Origin of the sequence: uncultured Pseudomonas sp., assembly GCF_943846705.1 — a bacterium.
Taxonomy (GTDB): domain Bacteria; phylum Pseudomonadota; class Gammaproteobacteria; order Pseudomonadales; family Pseudomonadaceae; genus Aquipseudomonas.
On record NZ_OX044366.1, the window covers coordinates 3,455,147 to 3,472,209 of the forward strand.

Sequence of the window (17,063 nt, forward strand, 5' to 3'; positions counted from 1 at the left end):
ATGTCTACTGCTAGGTGAATACGTTTTATCGCCCTGCCTGCCCGGCACTTGTTGGCCTGCTGTATTGGAGACCTATATATGGACACGTTGCCGTCCCATCGCTCCGAATTAGCCGAAGTGTTGTTTCGCTTACGCCGCACCTTCTATGTACTGGCCGCCTTCAGTGGGGTGATCAACCTGCTGATGCTAACCCCAGCGGTTTACATGCTGCAGGTTTACGACCGCGCCCTGGTTAGCAGCAACGTCACCACTCTGCTCATGCTGACCGTATTGGTGTTGGGCCTTTACGTGCTGATGGCGTTGCTCGAGGTGGTACGTTCCAGCGTGTTGATTCGGGTCGGTAATCGGCTCGACATGATGCTCAACAGACGCGTTTTCACTGCCGCCTTTGAACGCAACCTCAGGCGCAGTGGCGGTAACCCCGCACAAGCCCTGCAAGACTTGGCGTTGGTCCGGCAATTTCTCACTGGCAATGGCTTGTTCGCGTTTTTCGATGCACCTTGGACGCCAATCTATCTGCTGGTGATTTATCTGGTACACCCGCTGCTCGGGCTTATCAGCTTGATTGGTTCACTGCTGCTGTTTGCCCTCGCCTACCTAACCGAAATATCCACCCGTAAACCTTTAGGTGAAGCCAACAAGGCCTCACTAATGTCCGGCAGTTTTGCCAACAACAACCTGCGCAACTCTGAAGTCATTGAAGCCATGGGCATGCTGCCGGCAATCCGCAAGCGCTGGTTCGGCAATCACTTGCGCATCCTCGAAATGCAAACCCTGGCCTCTGATCGAGCAGCCTATATAAATGGGGCCACGCGCTTTGTTCGCGTCGCCCTGCAATCTTTGATCCTCGGCGCTGGCGCATTACTGGCGATCAAAGGCGTGATCACCCCCGGGATGATGATCGCCTGCTCGATTTTATCCGGACGCGCCCTCGCCCCAGTCGAGCAAGTGATTGCCGCCTGGAAGCAAGTGCTCTCCAGTCGCAGTGCTTGGGAGCGACTCAATACTCTGTTGAATGATTTTCCTGCCCGCCCGATCTCAATGTCATTGCCCAAGCCAACTGGCCTGCTCAGCTTAAACGGGGTTTTTGCCAGCCCCCCCGGTTCTGGCAACGCCACCCTGCGCGGTGTAAGTTTTAACCTCATGCCTGGCGAGGCGCTCGGTGTGATCGGCCCCTCGGCCGCAGGCAAATCCACCCTCGCACGTTTACTGGTGGGCGTCTGGCCCGCCTATGCCGGCAAGGTTCGTCTGGACGGCGCGGATATTTTCCTGTGGAACAAGGAGGAACTCGGCCCCTGGCTTGGCTACCTGCCTCAGGATGTCGAGTTGTTTGAAGGCAGCATCGCCGAAAACATCGCACGCTTCGGCAGCATCGACAGCGAAGCTGTCATTCTCGCGGCCAAACAAGCCGGCGTGCACGACATGATCTTGCACCTGCCACAAGGCTATGACACCTACCTCAGCGCTGATGGCGGCTCGCTCTCCGGCGGGCAGAAACAACGCATAGGTCTAGCTCGCGCGCTGTACGGCGACCCATCTCTGGTTGTCCTTGATGAGCCCAACGCCAGCCTCGATGACGTCGGCGAAGCGGCTCTGGTGCTGGCGTTACAAGACCTCAAGCGCCGAGGCAAAACCCTGGTACTGATTTCCCATCGCCCCACCGTACTGAACATCGTGGACAAGCTTTTGATGCTCCACGAGGGTGCAGTGCAGGTATTCGGCAGCCGCGACGAAGTCTTCGCCAGCCTGCGTCAAGCCAACGTGGCGCATAACCAGGGCAACGCACCTACCCTGGCCTCCGTCAAGAGCAAGGAGTGAGGTCCATGTCCAATCTCGACTACGAGCACAAGGGTCTGATCCTGGCCAACCCTGAGCAGGTGATCGACATCGACGACCATCGACCTAGTCGCTGGGGCCTGTGGTTGGTTTTGGCCGGCTTTGGTGGGTTTCTGCTATGGGCTAGCCTGGCCCCTCTGGATGCGGGCGTGGTGGCCACTGCCACAGTCAACGTGACCGATGCCCGCAAAACCATCCAACACCTCACCGGCGGATCGGTACGGGCCATTCTGGTGCGTGAAGGCGACCAGGTTAAAAAAGGCCAAGCGCTGATTGAGCTCGACTCCACCCGCGCCATCGCTGAGCAAGGCGTGGTCAGCGCGCAATACATTGTGGTGCGCACCGTCGAAAACCGCCTGCAGGCCGAGCGTGACGGTGCTCGCGAGGTCAGTTTTGATACACAACTGCTTAGCCAATTCGCCAACGACCCGCGCCTGGCGTCGGCCATGAGCCTGCAACAACGGCTCTTCAACACCCGCCGTGCGGCACTGCTTGGCGAAGCCAGTATTTTGCGTGAAAACATCCTCGGTGCCGAAGAGCAACTCAAAGGCCTGCGGCAGATTCAAGGCTCGCGCAGTGCACAGGTAAATTTTCTCAAGCAGGAAATGGTGGGCGTTCGTAGCTTGGCGGCGGAAGGCTACGTGACGCGTAATCGCTTGCTCGAACTGGAGCGCAACGGTGCCGATCTAAATGCCGCACTCTCGCAAAACATTGCCGACATCGGCCGCACTCGTAACCAGATTGCCGAACTTAAGCTGCGTATTTTGCAACTTGAGCAGGACTATCAGAAAGAGGTGCAGTCGCAACTCAGCGACACCCAGAAAGAAGCCACTGCCCTGGCTGACCGTCTACGCGTACTCGATTATGAAGTGACCAATACGGTTATCCGCTCGCCAATAGACGGCATCATATTGGCTCTCAATGTCTCAACCGTAGGCGGCGTGATCCAGGCCGGCTCAACCATTATGGATGTGGTGCCCGCCGGCGAGCCGCTGCAAGTGGACGCCATGATTCCCGTGCAAGCGATCGACAAAATGATCCCAGGCTTGCCGGTGGACATCACCTTCCCCGCCTTCAACCACGCCCAAACACCCAGCATCCCCGGACGCGTAATGACCATTTCGGCTGACCGGTTGATCGACGAAACCAACAAACAACCTTACTACCTGGCTCAGGTCGAGGTGACGAGTTCCGGCATGGATAAGCTCGGCAACAGCATGATTCGCCCGGGCATGCCGGCCACCGTCACCATCAAGACCGGCGAACGTAACCTAATGAGCTACCTGATGAAACCGATGTTTGACCGCATTGATGGCGCTTTCAAGGAGCAATGACATGACCGCTCGACTACTCCTGTGTCTCGCTGGACTCATTAGCCTGCCTGCCGCAGCGCTGGACTTGCAGGAGGCTTGGGCAATCACCCAACTGCAAGGACCAACCTACCGCGCCGCAGCCTATGAGCGTGACGCTGGCATGGAAAATCGCGCCCTCGGACGTGCTGGCCTGTTACCGCGGATCAATGCCAGCGCCAGCAAAAACCGTATCAATGGTACTCAGGAACAGGACAATATGTTTGGCAGGTCAGTGAGCAATGACCTCGATTACGACTCGCAAAATCTCGCCGTGCAGTTGCGTCAGCCGTTGTTCAACAAACAAAAAATGGCCGAATACCGCCAGGGTAAATACCGCGCCGACTACAGCGAGGCGGTGTTCGACGCCAAGACGCAGAATGTAGCGGTGAGGCTGGCCAATCGATACTTTGACGTTTTGCTGGCGCGTGAAACCATTGATCTGGCGAATGCCAAACTCAAGGCTTTCGAGCAACAAGTCAGCGCCTCACAACGGCGTTTCGATCTGGGCGATGGCACCATCACCGATGTCGATCAAGCCACTGCGCGCCGCGATTTGGCCAAGGCCGAACTGATTGAGGCGCAGGACCGTCTGGTCGTTGCCCTGCGCCTGCTGCAAGAGATGATCGGTGAGGAGCCACGGCAAGTCGCCACTCTGCAGGAGCGTTTTACAATGCCACTGCTGCACCCCGGTAATTTACAGGCTTGGCTGGATAAAGCGCGGACCCATAACCCTGTGCTCAAAGCGCGGGATTTCAACCAGAGCGTAGCGGATGAAGAAGTTAATCGGGCCAAAGGCGGTCACTGGCCAACCCTCGATTTAGTGCTGGGCTACACCGACAATGAGAGCGAGTCACTGTCCACCATAAACCAACAAAACAGATACGCATCAGCCGGGCTGGAGTTCAACATGCCGCTGTATGCCGGTGGTGGTGTGAGTGCCCGAGTGCGCCAAGCCGTGGCCAGCCGAGAGCAGGCAAGCGAGGAAGGGAATGCCGCACGCGAGGAAGTCTTCTCCTCGATAACCCGCGAGTTCAGGGGGGTGCAAAGCGGTCAGGCTCGCATCAAAGCCCTGGAAACGGCCGTGGTCTCAAGCAACCGCGCCCAAGACTCAGCTAAGAAGGGCTTTCTTGCCGGCTCCAGCACCAACGTCGACATTCTCAACGCCGAAGAGCAGGTGTTTATCGCCCGACGTGACTTGCTTGAAGCGAAATTGCGTTATCTGCTGGCACGCCTGCAATTGGCCGCGGCGGTTGGCCTACTCGGCGAGGACGATATTCTCCAAGCCAACGCCTACCTTGGCCCTGAACTGACGATGAGTTTCTAAGCACGTATTCAGCGCCAATGGCGCTGCTGCACCTTCTGGCTGCGGCCAACGCCGAGCAGCATACCAATCAGCAGCGCCAGGCTTTCCAGCAACCAGGCCAGCAGCATGGCGCAGGCAATGCCCCAGGCAATCGCCTCGGGTGCCAACAGCACTTGATAACGGTAGGCGCTGAAGGTTTCTTCCATGAGCTCATGGTCTGCGGCTGTGGCCAGGTGCAAGACCTGAGCGTACCAAGGGCCTTGCATGGCCTTGGCTTCACGCTGCAAAAATGCCGTACGCTCGACCAAGCTGCCAAGGCTCTGTGCATCGCTGCGCATTACCGGGTCAGGGCTGGCCTGGTAATGGCCGACCAACGCGACCAAGTCACCTTTAAAAAAGCGCTGTGCGGTTTGCCGAAAACCTTTGAGGCCCTGCTCGGCTTCAATGCGATGGGCTTCGACTCGCTTGCTGTAGTCATCGATAAAGCCCGGCACTTGCACCCCGACCAGCAACCCCAGGGCAAACAAGGCTAACCGCAGATAGCTTCTGAACATGACTCCCTCCCCCTCTAAATCAACGCTGCAGCGAATCAGCCAAACCCTGCGCCACACATTCACCGCCGCGCCATAAACGCCACTCACCCGGCTGGTACAGCGTCCAGTTTTCGTTGTCGGTCAACGGCTCGGTGGCCAGTACCGTGACCACATCATTGGGCGTGGTTTCGGCCTGGAAATCCACCTGCACGTCGGCATCTTTTAAATGCGCCGGGCCAAACGGTGCACGCCGGGTGATGTGCGCCAACTTGCTCGAACAGAAGCTGAACAACCACTCGCCATCACTGAGCAGGCAGTTGAACACACCGAGTTGCCGGTAACCGGCACAGGCACTGACTAGGGTCGGCAGCAACGCAGCCATGGCTACCGGCTCAGCGTATGCATGGCGCAAACGATTGAGCAGATCACAGAACGCCGCTTCGCTGTCGGTATCACCAATCGGCCGGTAGTTATCCAAGCGCGGGGCAAAATTTGCCAACTGGCCATTATGCGCAAAGCACCAATTGCGCCCCCACATTTCGCGCACGAACGGGTGGGTATTGGCCAGGCACACCCGGCCAACATTGGCCTGACGGATATGGCCGATGACCACTTCGCTCTTGATTGGGTAACGCTGCACCAACTGCGCCACTTCCGACTCGCTACTCGCCCGCGGGTCCTGGAACAAACGCAGACCACGGCCCTCGTAGAAGCCAATCCCCCAGCCGTCACGATGCGGGCCAGTGCGCCCGCCACGCTGCATCAAACCGGTAAAACTGAAGACGATGTCGGTCGGCACATTAGCGCTCATGCCCAGCAATTCACACATGGCGTAACGCCTCGCGCAGTTGTTCCGCTTCTACTAGCAATCCGGCCTCCAGGCGCTTAGGCCGCAGGGTAAAAACGCGTCAGGACGCACCACAGCACCTGCATCAGATATCGCGATGCCGTGGGCGTTGCCAATCCAGGGTTTTGCCTTCACAGGCGGCACGTACTTACTGCTCGCGCAGGTAGCACAGCGTCTTACAGACGCGGTTCTAACCGAAAACGGCGCTCGCCACGCGCATCTACGCGGGTGTCGCCAGAGTCTTCAGCATCGTGCGCCATCATTTCGCGCAGGGTAGGCTCATCATCGGCAATCGGTGCAGGGCCTTTGCGCCCCTGCCACCAGCGTTCTACGGGCCAACGAATGGCCACAAACAGCGCATACAGCACAAACAGGATCAAGCCGTACATGCTCAGATCAGCCGCGGCGCGCCAGGCGTTGTTGCCTACATCCAACAGCAGGTCCATGGCGGTAATAGCAATCGCCGGGGCGAACTGCTCTTTGCCAGGGTCCACGATGGTCGGGCTGAACAACAGCACCACGACCAGCACGCGCAGCGGCTCACGCACGTAACGCCACATCCAGCTGGTCAAACGAAACCACACCAACAGACAGCCAAGCGCTGCCACTAGGTAGGCCCCCCAGGCAAGCAGGTAGTCGTTTTCAGTCATAACACGCAAATTCTCTGGCATTAAGGGCTCGGCCGGCGAGTCGACACATGAGCGTGTACATTTCAGCAGCCGACGGGCGAAGTGGCGCTTATGATAACGGCTTTTGCCTGCTGCGGCGTCCTACTGTCCGCTCTCAGCTCCAGGAGTTGTTTCATGTCATACGCCCCCATCGCCCGCGCCGATAACGCCGCTGACCCTTATTGCTGGCTGGAAAACCGCGACAGCGTGGAGGTGCTCGATCATCTCAAGGCGGAAAACGCCTACTTGGAACAGCAACTCAGCGAACAATTAGCGCTGCGTGAAAGCCTGTTTGAGGAGATCAAGGGGCGTATCCGCGAAACCGATCTGAGCCTGCCCTCACCTTGGGGGCCGTACCTGTATTACCAGCGCACTGTCGCTGGCGACGAATACCCACGGCATTACCGCTGCCGCAAACCGGCCGATGGCTCGCTGCGTGTCGATGAAAACAGCGAGCAGTTGCTACTCGACCCCAATGCCCTGGCCGATGGCGGCTTTATCTCGCTGGGCGCGTTTAGCATCAGCCCTGATCATCAGCGCCTGGCCTACAGCCTGGACACCAGCGGTGAGGAAACCTACCAGTTGTTCGTCAAGGAACTGGCCGACGACAGCCTGATTGAGCTGCCGTTCGCTGACTGCGACGGCAGCATGACCTGGGCCAATGACAGCCAGACCTTGTTCTTCGGCGAACTGGACGACACCCACCGCCCGCACAAACTCTATCGCCACACACTGGGTACTGACGCGGCCGAGCTGGTGTTCAATGAACCTGACGGACGCTTTTTCCTCAGCTGTTACCGCAGCAGCTCCGAGCGCCAGCTGATTCTGCAACTGGGCAGCAAAACCACCAGCGAAGCCTGGGTGCTGGACGCCGCCACACCACAAGGCAACTTCAGCTGCGTGGCCCCGCGCCAAGAAGGCCATGAATATGACATCGACCACGGCATGCTGGAGGATCAATGGTGCTGGCTGATTCGCAGCAATCAACACGGCATCAATTTCGCCCTGTTCAGTGCCGACGACTCAACGCCGAGCCGTGCGCACTGGCAACTGCGCCGCGCACATGATCCGCAGGTGATGCTCGAAGGCTTTAGCCTCAATCAACAGGCACTGGCACTCAGCCTGCGCGAGAACGGCCTGCCGATCATCGAGGTGCACGCGCAAGGGCAAACCGCCTACCGCGTGCAGTTGCCCGATGCGGCTTACAGCCTGTATGTGCAGGACAGCCTGGAATTCGACAGCCCGGTGATTCGCCTGCGCTATGAAGCGCTCAACCGCCCCGCGCAAGTGCGTCAGTTGGAGCTGACCACTGGTGAGCAGATCGTGCTCAAGGAAACCCCGGTGCTCGGGCCGTTCGATGCCGACAGTTACGTCAGCCAACGCCTGTGGGCCACAGCAGCAGACGGCACGCAGGTGCCGATCAGTCTGGTGGCCAAGCGCGAGGTACTCGGCACCCATGCACCGCTGTATTTGTATGGCTACGGTGCTTACGGCGAAAGCCTCGACCCCTGGTTCTCCCACGCGCGCCTGTCACTGCTTGAGCGCGGCTTTGTGTTTGCCATCGCCCATGTGCGCGGCGGCGGCGAGCTTGGGGAAGCCTGGTACCGCGCGGGTAAACTGCAACACAAACATAACTCGTTCAGCGACTTTATTGCCTGCGCCGAACACCTGATCAGCAGCGGTTACACCCAGGCCGAGCGGCTGGTGATCAGCGGCGGCAGCGCGGGTGGGCTATTAATCGGTAATGTGCTCAACCAACGCCCAGAGTTGTTCGCAGCAGCCATCGCCGAGGTGCCGTTTGTCGATGTGCTCAACACCATGCAGAACCCCGACCTGCCGCTGACCGTCACCGAATATGACGAATGGGGCGACCCGAGCGAGCCCGAGGTATTCGAGCGCATCCAAGCCTACGCGCCCTATGAGAACGTGCAGGCCCAAGCCTATCCGGCGATCCTCGCCGTAGCCGGCTACAACGACAGCCGCGTGCAGTACTGGGAAGCGGCCAAATGGGTGGCCAAGCTGCGCGCGCACAAGACCGACAACAACCTGCTGCTCTTGAAAACCGACCTGGATGCCGGCCATGGCGGCATGAGTGGACGCTACCAGGCCTTCAAGGATGTCGCGCTGGAGTACGCCTTTATCCTCAAGGTGCTCAAACGCTGCTGAAACTAACGTGGTGATGACCACCCGACTTCTGGCGAGCGGCAGTTGGCAAACCCGCTCGTGGCAGATACCGTCATGCCCTTCCCTTTATCGCGCAGCCCAAGCCCATGCCAGAAAAGTCGTATCTGATTGATGAAATTCGCGACATGCTCCTCGACTGCGGCCTGTTCAACAGCCTGCATGCTACTGAGGTGCTGAGCGCGGCTGGCTACTTCAGCATCAGTCAGTTTGAGCCCGATGCCGTTATCTGCATGGAAGGTGATCCCGGCACGTTTATGTGCATTATTCACTTCGGTGCGGTCTCGATCCGCAAAACCAATTCCAGCGGCCACCCCCTCGAGATCGCCAAACTTCGCAAGGGCCGCGCCTTCGGTGAGATGGCGGTATTGGATGGCGAACGTCGTTCGGCCAGTTGCGTTGCTATCAGCGACTGCATCCTGCTGGTTCTCAGCAAGGAGTCGCTGGATAAAATGCTGGTGGAGGCTCCAAAGTCGGCAGCCAAGGTGATACGTGCGATTGCCGTGGCCATGTCCAAGCGCCTGCGCATGGTTGATGGGCAACTGGTCGAGCAGCAGCTCTGATCAATCGGCCCTGCGCCTGTCATCACCCAACCGCTGGCTATTACGTTGGCGTTGCTCCTCGAGCAAGGGCAAATCAGCATCAGGCAGGGCAAGATTGCCGTGCGACGAGTTGAGCCGTGAGCCTGTGTCAGCTGGGCCACGCCTGAGCAACGGCGGCACGTTTGGCGCACTGCTCGGCAGGTTGCGCAGTGTCGGTTGGGTAAAGGGCTGAGGCGTAGCCGTACCGGGTGATCCCAGCACAGGTTGCGCGGCTGGCGGTAACCGATAGTCTTCGGCGGTCGCAGCAGCAGACAGCGCTAGCAGTCTCGCAAGCAGCAACATGGACGTCTGCATAAAACTCCTCCCGTTTGTCCTGACCCGCTTATTAGGCTAACCGGCTAGCGATTAAGTGCCCGTCCTAGTGTTCTCCCCGACCACTGGCCGGATTACACTGTGACACCCAGCCTAGCCAGCCCGAGACCAGACATGAGCACGGAAAAATCCGCCACCGCCAAGCTTGACCGCATCCTTGCAGATGCTCAGCGCTCGCGTGAAGAAGGCTACCGCGACAAAGCGTTAAAAATGTACCCGCACGTATGCGGGCGCTGCGCCCGCGAGTTTGCCGGCAAGCGCCTCAGCGAGCTGACAGTGCATCACCGCGACCACAACCATGACAACAATCCGCAGGACGGCTCCAACTGGGAGCTGCTGTGCCTGTTCTGCCATGACAATGAACATTCGCGCTACACCGATCAGCAGTACTTTAGCGAAGGCTCGACCGCCAGCCAGCAAGGCCCCAAGTCGACCCATAAAGCCTTTGCCGACCTTGCGGCGTTGCTTAAAAGCAAAGAGTAAGTCGCCCGGTTTAACCCCGTATAATGCCGGCTTTTACCCGTAAGGCCGGCCACGTGGCAAACAAACGATACAGCTGCATTGGGTTATTCAACCCCAAATCCCCAGAGAACGTCGGCGCGGTGATGCGTGCAGCGGGCTGCTACAGCGCCGCCTCGGTGTTCTATAGCGGCAAGCGCTATGCGCGTGCCCGCGACTTCGTCACCGACACCCAGCGCATATATATGGATATTCCGTTAATCGGCGTGGAAGACCTGCAAAAGATCATCCCGCTGGGCTGTACGCCGGTGGCCGTGGAGCTGGTCGAAGGCGCGCGGCCGTTGCCGCAATACACCCACCCCGACCGCGCCATCTATATCTTCGGCCCCGAAGACGGCTCGCTGAGCAAGGAAGTGCTCGACTGGTGCGAGGACGTGATCTACATCCCCACCCAGGGCTGCATGAACCTGGCCGCCACCGTTAATGTGGTGCTCTACGACCGCATGGCCAAGGGCAACAACACCAAGTCTGGGCTCAAGTTCAAGTAAGCGTGAGCTGCTGCGCTAGCGCAGCAGCTTGCTGTCCAGAACCTCAGACGCGCCACCGATGACGTTTTCGCTGATCTCGATAAAATCTTGGGTGCTGGCCTTGTCCAGGCGCATCAGGCCGCGAGTTACGTCATCCAGCGAGCGCGGTTGCGTGCTGCCTTTGGTGGCCTGACGAATCTCCCGGTCCAGCTCTTGCAGCAAGAGCACGGCGCGGGCGGTCACCGGGCCGCTGGAGTTGTCCGTGCGCAGGCTTTTGACCGGCTTGCTCCAGCGGATCAACTGCTCACGGATCTTCTGATAACGCTCCTCGCTCAGGCCGCCGGCACGACGCATCAGCTCGATGGCGTAATACTCGGCCAGGCCTTCGGTGATCCAGTCACTGCGATCACGGGCGCGGATGCGGCTGAATACATGCACCAACTCATGCACCAGGGAGCTGGTACCGTTCTCGCTGACCAGTGGCCGATCACTGTGCATGTAATAGGAGTTAGTCGCCGACAGGCCGCCGCGCCACATCGGATCACCGGCGCCGACAATCAGCAGCTTGGCGGGGTCACGCGGAAATACTTCCTGAGCATGCGGCCAGATGAAGGTCAGCAGGGTCATTACGTCCATACGGCGCATGCCTTCGCCAACCGGTGCCGAGATGCTGATATCGGTCTCGCCTAATTTGCCGCGACGGGTACCGATCTTGCCGGCAACAATCCAACCGGTCGGCCGATCAAACTTACGCTGTAGATTATCGACACGGAATTTGTTCTTACCGATACGCGGCCAGCCGGTTTCGACACTTTTCCAGCCCTTGGGCAGGTCGAACTGCAAACGTGAGACCAGCTCGGTTTTATCTTCCTGACGCAGGGTTACCGCCGGCACCAGATCATCCCCCCGCAGCAGCGCCCAGTCTTTCGTCATCCGCGCATCGAAGCGGCCGGGGCTGCGTTCGTGGTTGATGCGTACGCGGTAAGTCAGGGTCGATGTACCTTTAGCCGGCAGCCAGGTGCCGAGTTCGGGCTTGTCCTGAGTCCACTGACCATCGGCCTTGAAGTCACTGTAAACGCCCTGCTCACCCAGATTGAACGCCAGGCTAAGCACCGGCGCGCCGTCCGCTAAGGTGAGGCTGACTTCGGCTTGCTCGGTCTCAGGCAGGAAGCGTACGCGGTAGTCGAGGTCTACCTTCTTCGCCCACAACGGCGTGCTCAAACTCAGTAAAACCGCAGACAACAACAGACGGCGAATCAACATGGCAAGGCTCCACAAGGCTGTGTATTGGCGTAGGTGAGTTTAGGCCGCGTTACTGGCGTGCGGTTCAGCCGGAGCGGAAGATCATATGGTCTTCCCAATCATCTTCGGCCACGCTGTTTTCGCTGAGCATGCGCCCGGCCTGGGAGATTTTTTGTTTGTGCACCTGTTCGGTGTCACCACACACCAGGTGATGCCAGAGCAGCAAGTCCTTGCCCTCACTGACCAGGCGATAGGCGCACGTAGGCGGCAGCCACTGGAACTGGTCAGCCTGAGCCGGGGTGAGCTGGATGCAGTCAGCGACAAATTTGCGCCGGTTGCTGTAGTCGGTGCAGCGGCAGGTATTCAGATCGAGCAATTTACAGGCGATGCGCGTGTAATAAACGCTGCCATCGTCTTCATCCTCAAGCTTTTGCAGGCAGCACAGGCCGCAGCCATCGCACAGCGATTCCCACTCATCCTGATCCAGCTGTTCGAGAGTTTTGCGTTTCCAGAAGGGTTCGACTTTGGCGGCCATGGCGAGGGTACGTGAAGGGCGAAAAGGCCGGCAGTCTAGCCGCTTGGTTAGCGGCGGCCAAGGGCGGCATGCTGAATGGCAGGCGGGGGTTAATAGCCGCGCGCGAAATCCACATGCCCGCGCAGTGCAGCACCAGCACGCCAACGCGTCAGGTTGTCGACAAACAGCTGCACCAGTAGGCGCGGATCAGTGGGCGCAGAGCTGTGCCCGGTGAGCAATAGGCGCGGTGCATCCCAGAGCGAATGCCCAGCGGGCAGCGGTTCCTCACGGCAGACATCAATCACCGCGCCGGCCAACTGGCCCTGCTGCAGCGCTGCGACCAAGTCGGCATCGACCACCGCAACGCCACGCCCGGCATTGATAAACAGCGCGCTGGGTTTGCAGCAGGCGAATAACGCGCCGTCATAGATATCGCGGGTGGCCGGGGTGTCAGGCAGCAGGTTAATCACGTAATCGGCCTCGCCAACTAAGCGCGACAGGTCGTCGAGACCGGCCACCAGAGAAAACGGCGGCAGATGACGAGGACTGCTGGCGATGCCAAGCAACTCGATGCCGAATGGCGCGAGAAACTGCGCCACGCTCAGGCCAATATCACCCGTGCCGACGATCAACGCCTTGCGCCCACTCAGGCTCTGCGGCTGGCGATTATCCCAACGCTGCTCGACCTGCGCCGCCAAGCGGGTCAACAACTGGCGCTCATGGGCCAGCACATGACAGAGCACATACTCGGCCATCACCTGGCCGAAGATGCCCACAGCGCGGGTCAGCGGGTACTTGCTTGGTAGACCAGCCGCGAGCAGCGGCGTGACGCCAGCCCAGGTCGACTGCAACCACTGCGGCTGCAGGCCTTGGCGCAGCAAGGGCACGAGCAGATCCGGGCGGCCCAGCCAGATGGCGTCGCGCGCAGCATAAGCAGCCAACTCGGACGGCTGATCACTGGCAAACAACTCAAGCCCAGGGGCCTGCTGACGCAGCAAGTCGGCATACCGCGCGTGCTCGACTTCAGCAATCAACACCCGCTGCGGGGCTTTTGCAGTCGCGTTCATGGTAACTACACCGGGTCGTTACGACGCAGCAACTCATCCGGCAGGTGCTCGATGTACTCATCTTCCGGAGGCGGCATTTGCAGGTGATAGCCCTGCTCGTCGAGGTTGGCCAACACCTTGTGAATATCCTCGCGCGCCAGAACACGCTCAGGCGTCAGCACCATCTCGAAGGCCAGGGTCGGCGGGCCGAAGGCCAGCAGCAGGTTTTCCGGTACGCGCTTGAGCGCATCACTGCGCAGCACGTACAGGTACATCTCATTCTTGCGAGGGCTTTTATAGATCGAGCAAATACGTTTCACGCGGACTCTCCGGTTGCAGCCAGGCAATCAAGCAAGGCCTGGCCCATCAGTTCACGCCGCCAGCCGCGTAGCGACTCCGGCAGCTGGTAAGGGCCCTTGGGGTAGCCGGTTTTCAACAGCGCTTCGAGGGTTTTCTTGCGCAGCATCAGCTCTGGGGCAATGTTCAGCCGCTCGCCTTCTCGTTGACCGATGGCGCGCAGCTTCTTCAGTAACGACGAAGCCTCCAGCGGCAATGGCTCGGGCAACGCCTGCGGCCAGTCGGCTGCAGGCGTTGCGGCGGCCTGCTTGATTAATTGCAGGATAAATTCGCCGTCTTGACGTACGGTTTTCGGGTGCATGTCCTCGATCCGCGCCAGGGCCACCAGGTTATCCGGCTGGGTGCGGGCCAAGGGCCACAACGAATGCTCACGAATAATGCGGTTGCGCGGCTGATTGCGTTTGCGCGCCTGGTCTTCGCGCCAGGTGCACAGCGCTTGCAACACGGCTAACTGTTGGCGCGAGAGCTTCCAGGCCAGCTTGGCGTCGCGGTAGGCCTGCTCGGGATCGACTTCACGGGTGAGGTTGGCGACCAATTCGGCGCCGTCTTCCAGCACCCAGGCATATTTCTCGGCAGACAACTGGTCCTTGAGTCGGGCATACACCTCGGCCAGGTGCAGCACATCTTCGGCGGCATAGCTCACTTGGTTGGCCGATAACGGCCGCTGCAGCCAGTCAGAGCGGGTCTCGCCCTTGGGCAGATCGATATTCAGCACGGCCTGTACTAGGCGTGAATAGCCCATGGAAAAACCGAGATTGAGGTAGCCGGCCGCCAATTGGGTATCAAACAAAGGCGCGGGCAGACTGCCGGTCAGGCGCAGGAAGACTTCGAGGTCTTCGCTGCAGGCGTGCAACACCTTGACCACAGATTGGTCTTGCAGCAGTTCGGCAAAGGGCGTCCAGTCGCTGATCAGCAGTGGATCGATCAGGTAAGCCCGCTCGCCTTCGCTGACCTGTAGCAGGCCGGCAATCGGGTAAAAGGTGTCGACCCGCATAAACTCGGTATCGACGGCCACAAACGCCAGCGTACGCCAGGTTGCACAATGCTGCGCCAGGCTGGCGTCATCACCAATCCACTGAATATCAATCGCCACGCGGCTCTCCCATCAAGAATGCCGCGCAGTATATATCGCCACACCCCATAGCCGGGCATTCACGATGCGCGACAAAGCGCATAAGCGCTATTCTGCCCAGCGCTGGCATATGACCACCTTCACTACAGGGAATAACAACAATGAAGAAACTGCTTGGCCTGCTTGTGGCCCTGATCGCGGCAGTGGCGATCTACCTCGTCGTCACGCCCAGCCCAATTGACCCGCTCGCCTGGGAGGCGCCGAGCCCACCACCGATGACCGGTGTGCTAGAGCCGAACGACACCCTGATGAAAGCCCAATTGCTCGGCCGCGGCCAGGTGCACGGCCCGGAAGACACCGCCGTGGACGCCCAGGGCCTGGTTTACAGTGGCCTGCATGACGGCACAATTGTGCGAATCAAAGCCGATGGCAGCCTGGAAACCTTCGCCAACACCCAAGGCCGGCCGCTGGGCATGGACTTTGACGCCGCCGGTAACCTGATCGTCGCCGACGCCTACAAAGGCTTGCTGAGTATCGATGCTCAGGGGCAGATCAAGGTACTGACCACTGAAGCCGAGGGCGTGCCTTTCAAGTTCACCGATGACCTCGACATCGCCCGCGACGGCACCATCTACTTCAGCGATGCTTCCGCGCGCTTTGAACAACCGGATTACCTGCTCGACCTGCTTGAAGCCCGCCCCCATGGCCGCCTGCTCAGCTATAACCCGGCCAGCGGCGAAACCAAGGTACTGCTCAAGGACCTGTACTTCGCCAACGGCGTGGCGCTGTCAGCCAACGAAGACTTCGTCCTGGTCAATGAAACCTACCGCTATCGCATCACCCGCTTCTGGCTGACAGGCGATAAGGCCGGCAGCCACGACATCTTTATCGACAACCTGCCGGGCCTGCCGGATAACCTGCAGGGCGACCGCAACGGTACCTTCTGGGTGGCTTTGCCAACGCCGCGTAAAGCCAACGCCGACCTGCTGCACCGCTCACCCTGGGCCAAGGCGCAACTGGCCAAGCTGCCGCGAGCGTTCTGGCCCAAGGCCGTACCCTATGGCTTTGTTATCGCCTTGAGTGAGCAAGGCAAAATCACCCAGAGCCTGCACGATACCAGCGGCACGCACTTGCGCATGATCACCTCGGTCAAGCCGGTGGGTGACTACCTGTACTTTGGCAGCCTGGATAATGATCGGATCGGCAAGCTTAAAATTCGCTAAAACCTGCCTCGGGTCTGCTGTGCGTCGGCCAAGCTGCGTTGAAACGCTTTGTTTCGCTCTAGCTCGCAAGACCCGAAACAGGCTCTAAAGCACCTACACAAAAAGCCCGCGCAACGGCTTAGCTGCGCGGGCTTTTTTGTTGCAGTACTCGCCTACTTTTTTTCGGCGATCCAGATGGTGTGCCGGGTACCCTTGTTGCCGTGGGCATACACCTGCACTTCTTCCACCTTAAAGCCGGCTTTACGCACCTTGTCGCTGAATTGCTGGTCGGCACTGGCCGACCACACTGCCAGCACGCCTTTGTTGCGTAATGCTTGATAGCAGCGCTGCAGGCCTTGGGCCGAATACAGCCAACCGTTGCGCTTCTGCGTCAGTCCTTCCGGGCCGTTGTCGACATCCAGCATGATCGCGTCATAACGCTGATCGGCGCTCTTCAGGCAATTGGCGACATCGTCCTGAATCACCCGCGTACGCGGATCGTTGATCGGGTAACCAGCCTTGGCGCCTAACGGACCACGGTTCCACTCCACCACCCCAGGCACCAGCTCAGCCACTTCCACTTCGGCGGTCTTGCCAAGGTTCTGCAACGCCGCCGCCAGGGTAAAACCCATGCCCAGGCCGCCGATCAGCACCCTTGAGTCGGGCCGACCCGCGACCTTCTTGCAGGGGATCGCCGCCAAGGCATCTTCGGAACCATGCATACGGGTGTTCATCAGCTGACCACCATCGCCGCCGGCAATCTTGATCACAAAATCCTCACCGTATTCGAACAGGCACAGTGCGCCGGAGCCATCGGGAATCGGGGCGGTATCGAGCAATACAAAACGCTTCATGGGTCGCAACAACCTGGGTCAGAGTCAAACGGGCAGGCAGCATGCACATAAACGGCTAAAGATGCAGCGCCTTGTCGGCATAAATTGTCTGCACGCGCGGCCTCGACAGCCTAACAACTGGGTTTATGATGCCTGCTGTTCCTCTGCCCACAGGAT

Annotated in this window: 17 protein-coding genes; 8 read left to right on the forward strand and 9 right to left on the reverse strand. The window is 59.4% G+C overall.

The window, feature by feature from the left end; translation table 11 throughout:
* Positions 1-78: 78 nt before the first annotated feature.
* Genes Q0V31_RS16250 through Q0V31_RS16260 form a run of 3 tightly spaced genes read left to right on the forward strand, consistent with a single transcriptional unit; the run spans position 79 to position 4,512 of the window.
* Positions 79-1,818, forward strand: coding sequence for a type I secretion system permease/ATPase (locus tag Q0V31_RS16250; protein ID WP_298189333.1), 1,740 nt, complete (start codon positions 79-81; stop codon positions 1,816-1,818).
* Positions 1,819-1,823: 5 nt separating this feature from the next.
* Complete coding sequence (locus Q0V31_RS16255; protein WP_298189335.1) at positions 1,824-3,170, forward strand: HlyD family type I secretion periplasmic adaptor subunit; 1,347 nt, start codon at positions 1,824-1,826, stop codon at positions 3,168-3,170.
* Between the two features lies 1 nt (position 3,171).
* On the forward strand, positions 3,172-4,512 hold the full coding sequence (locus Q0V31_RS16260; RefSeq protein WP_298189337.1) for a TolC family outer membrane protein: 1,341 nt from the start codon (positions 3,172-3,174) through the stop codon (positions 4,510-4,512).
* 8 nt (positions 4,513-4,520) lie between these two features.
* On the opposite strand, the gene Q0V31_RS16265 is transcribed toward Q0V31_RS16260, so the two are convergent.
* The 3 genes from Q0V31_RS16265 to Q0V31_RS16275 all read right to left on the reverse strand — a co-directional run bounded on the left by Q0V31_RS16265 (position 4,521) and on the right by Q0V31_RS16275 (position 6,521).
* Complete coding sequence (locus Q0V31_RS16265; RefSeq protein WP_298189339.1) at positions 4,521-5,045, reverse strand: DUF2937 family protein; 525 nt, start codon at positions 5,043-5,045, stop codon at positions 4,521-4,523.
* A gap of 19 nt (positions 5,046-5,064) precedes the next feature.
* Complete coding sequence (locus Q0V31_RS16270; RefSeq protein ID WP_298189341.1) at positions 5,065-5,853, reverse strand: class II glutamine amidotransferase; 789 nt, start codon at positions 5,851-5,853, stop codon at positions 5,065-5,067.
* 194 nt (positions 5,854-6,047) lie between these two features.
* Positions 6,048-6,521: an MFS transporter gene (locus tag Q0V31_RS16275; RefSeq protein ID WP_298189343.1), complete on the reverse strand. Its 474-nt coding sequence runs from the start codon at positions 6,519-6,521 to the stop codon at positions 6,048-6,050.
* 153 nt (positions 6,522-6,674) lie between these two features.
* On the opposite strand from Q0V31_RS16275, the gene Q0V31_RS16280 reads away from it, so the two are divergent.
* From Q0V31_RS16280 to Q0V31_RS16295, 4 genes are all read left to right on the forward strand, one after another.
* Positions 6,675-8,705, forward strand: coding sequence for a S9 family peptidase (locus Q0V31_RS16280; RefSeq protein ID WP_298189346.1), 2,031 nt, complete (start codon positions 6,675-6,677; stop codon positions 8,703-8,705).
* A gap of 104 nt (positions 8,706-8,809) precedes the next feature.
* The gene (locus Q0V31_RS16285; protein ID WP_298189349.1) at positions 8,810-9,283 is read left to right on the forward strand and encodes a cyclic nucleotide-binding domain-containing protein; all 474 of its coding nucleotides are present in this window, start codon (positions 8,810-8,812) and stop codon (positions 9,281-9,283) included.
* 465 nt (positions 9,284-9,748) lie between these two features.
* The gene (locus Q0V31_RS16290) at positions 9,749-10,117 is read left to right on the forward strand and encodes a YajD family HNH nuclease (RefSeq protein WP_298189352.1); all 369 of its coding nucleotides are present in this window, start codon (positions 9,749-9,751) and stop codon (positions 10,115-10,117) included.
* A 53-nt stretch (positions 10,118-10,170) separates the two neighbouring features.
* Complete coding sequence (locus Q0V31_RS16295) at positions 10,171-10,641, forward strand: RNA methyltransferase (protein ID WP_298189355.1); 471 nt, start codon at positions 10,171-10,173, stop codon at positions 10,639-10,641.
* Positions 10,642-10,656: 15 nt separating this feature from the next.
* Here the strand turns inward: Q0V31_RS16295 and Q0V31_RS16300 are convergent, their stop codons facing one another.
* The 5 genes from Q0V31_RS16300 to rnd form a co-directional block, all read right to left on the reverse strand.
* Positions 10,657-11,883: a hypothetical protein gene (locus Q0V31_RS16300; protein ID WP_298189358.1), complete on the reverse strand. Its 1,227-nt coding sequence runs from the start codon at positions 11,881-11,883 to the stop codon at positions 10,657-10,659.
* Positions 11,884-11,947: 64 nt separating this feature from the next.
* Positions 11,948-12,397, reverse strand: coding sequence for a YcgN family cysteine cluster protein (locus Q0V31_RS16305; RefSeq protein WP_298189361.1), 450 nt, complete (start codon positions 12,395-12,397; stop codon positions 11,948-11,950).
* 89 nt (positions 12,398-12,486) lie between these two features.
* The gene (locus Q0V31_RS16310) at positions 12,487-13,443 is read right to left on the reverse strand and encodes a D-2-hydroxyacid dehydrogenase (protein WP_298189365.1); all 957 of its coding nucleotides are present in this window, start codon (positions 13,441-13,443) and stop codon (positions 12,487-12,489) included.
* A 5-nt stretch (positions 13,444-13,448) separates the two neighbouring features.
* Positions 13,449-13,742: a YcgL domain-containing protein gene (locus tag Q0V31_RS16315; RefSeq protein ID WP_298189368.1), complete on the reverse strand. Its 294-nt coding sequence runs from the start codon at positions 13,740-13,742 to the stop codon at positions 13,449-13,451.
* On the reverse strand, positions 13,739-14,872 hold the full coding sequence (gene rnd / locus Q0V31_RS16320; RefSeq protein ID WP_298189371.1) for a ribonuclease D: 1,134 nt from the start codon (positions 14,870-14,872) through the stop codon (positions 13,739-13,741). The genes Q0V31_RS16315 and rnd overlap by 4 nt, the downstream gene beginning before the upstream one ends.
* 140 nt (positions 14,873-15,012) lie before the next feature.
* On the opposite strand from rnd, the gene Q0V31_RS16325 reads away from it, so the two are divergent.
* On the forward strand, positions 15,013-16,074 hold the full coding sequence (locus Q0V31_RS16325; RefSeq protein ID WP_298189375.1) for an SMP-30/gluconolactonase/LRE family protein: 1,062 nt from the start codon (positions 15,013-15,015) through the stop codon (positions 16,072-16,074).
* Between the two features lie 152 nt (positions 16,075-16,226).
* On the opposite strand, the gene Q0V31_RS16330 is transcribed toward Q0V31_RS16325, so the two are convergent.
* Positions 16,227-16,907, reverse strand: a complete 681-nt coding sequence (locus tag Q0V31_RS16330; protein ID WP_298189378.1) for an MnmC family methyltransferase — start codon at positions 16,905-16,907, stop codon at positions 16,227-16,229.
* Positions 16,908-17,063: the final 156 nt, after the last annotated feature.

Coding starts and splice junctions, on each gene's coding strand:
- Q0V31_RS16290 (WP_298189352.1), top strand. CDS start 9,749: ATGAGCACGGAAAAATCCGCCACCGCCAAGCTTGACCGCATCCTTGCA.
- Q0V31_RS16285 (WP_298189349.1), top strand. CDS start 8,810: ATGCCAGAAAAGTCGTATCTGATTGATGAAATTCGCGACATGCTCCTC.
- Q0V31_RS16260 (WP_298189337.1), top strand. CDS start 3,172: ATGACCGCTCGACTACTCCTGTGTCTCGCTGGACTCATTAGCCTGCCT.
- Q0V31_RS16250 (WP_298189333.1), top strand. CDS start 79: ATGGACACGTTGCCGTCCCATCGCTCCGAATTAGCCGAAGTGTTGTTT.
- Q0V31_RS16310 (WP_298189365.1), bottom strand. CDS start 13,443: ATGAACGCGACTGCAAAAGCCCCGCAGCGGGTGTTGATTGCTGAAGTC.
- Q0V31_RS16305 (WP_298189361.1), bottom strand. CDS start 12,397: ATGGCCGCCAAAGTCGAACCCTTCTGGAAACGCAAAACTCTCGAACAG.
- Q0V31_RS16270 (WP_298189341.1), bottom strand. CDS start 5,853: ATGTGTGAATTGCTGGGCATGAGCGCTAATGTGCCGACCGACATCGTC.
- Q0V31_RS16265 (WP_298189339.1), bottom strand. CDS start 5,045: ATGTTCAGAAGCTATCTGCGGTTAGCCTTGTTTGCCCTGGGGTTGCTG.
- Q0V31_RS16300 (WP_298189358.1), bottom strand. CDS start 11,883: ATGTTGATTCGCCGTCTGTTGTTGTCTGCGGTTTTACTGAGTTTGAGC.
- Q0V31_RS16275 (WP_298189343.1), bottom strand. CDS start 6,521: ATGACTGAAAACGACTACCTGCTTGCCTGGGGGGCCTACCTAGTGGCA.
- Q0V31_RS16255 (WP_298189335.1), top strand. CDS start 1,824: ATGTCCAATCTCGACTACGAGCACAAGGGTCTGATCCTGGCCAACCCT.
- Q0V31_RS16280 (WP_298189346.1), top strand. CDS start 6,675: ATGTCATACGCCCCCATCGCCCGCGCCGATAACGCCGCTGACCCTTAT.
- Q0V31_RS16330 (WP_298189378.1), bottom strand. CDS start 16,907: ATGAAGCGTTTTGTATTGCTCGATACCGCCCCGATTCCCGATGGCTCC.
- Q0V31_RS16325 (WP_298189375.1), top strand. CDS start 15,013: ATGAAGAAACTGCTTGGCCTGCTTGTGGCCCTGATCGCGGCAGTGGCG.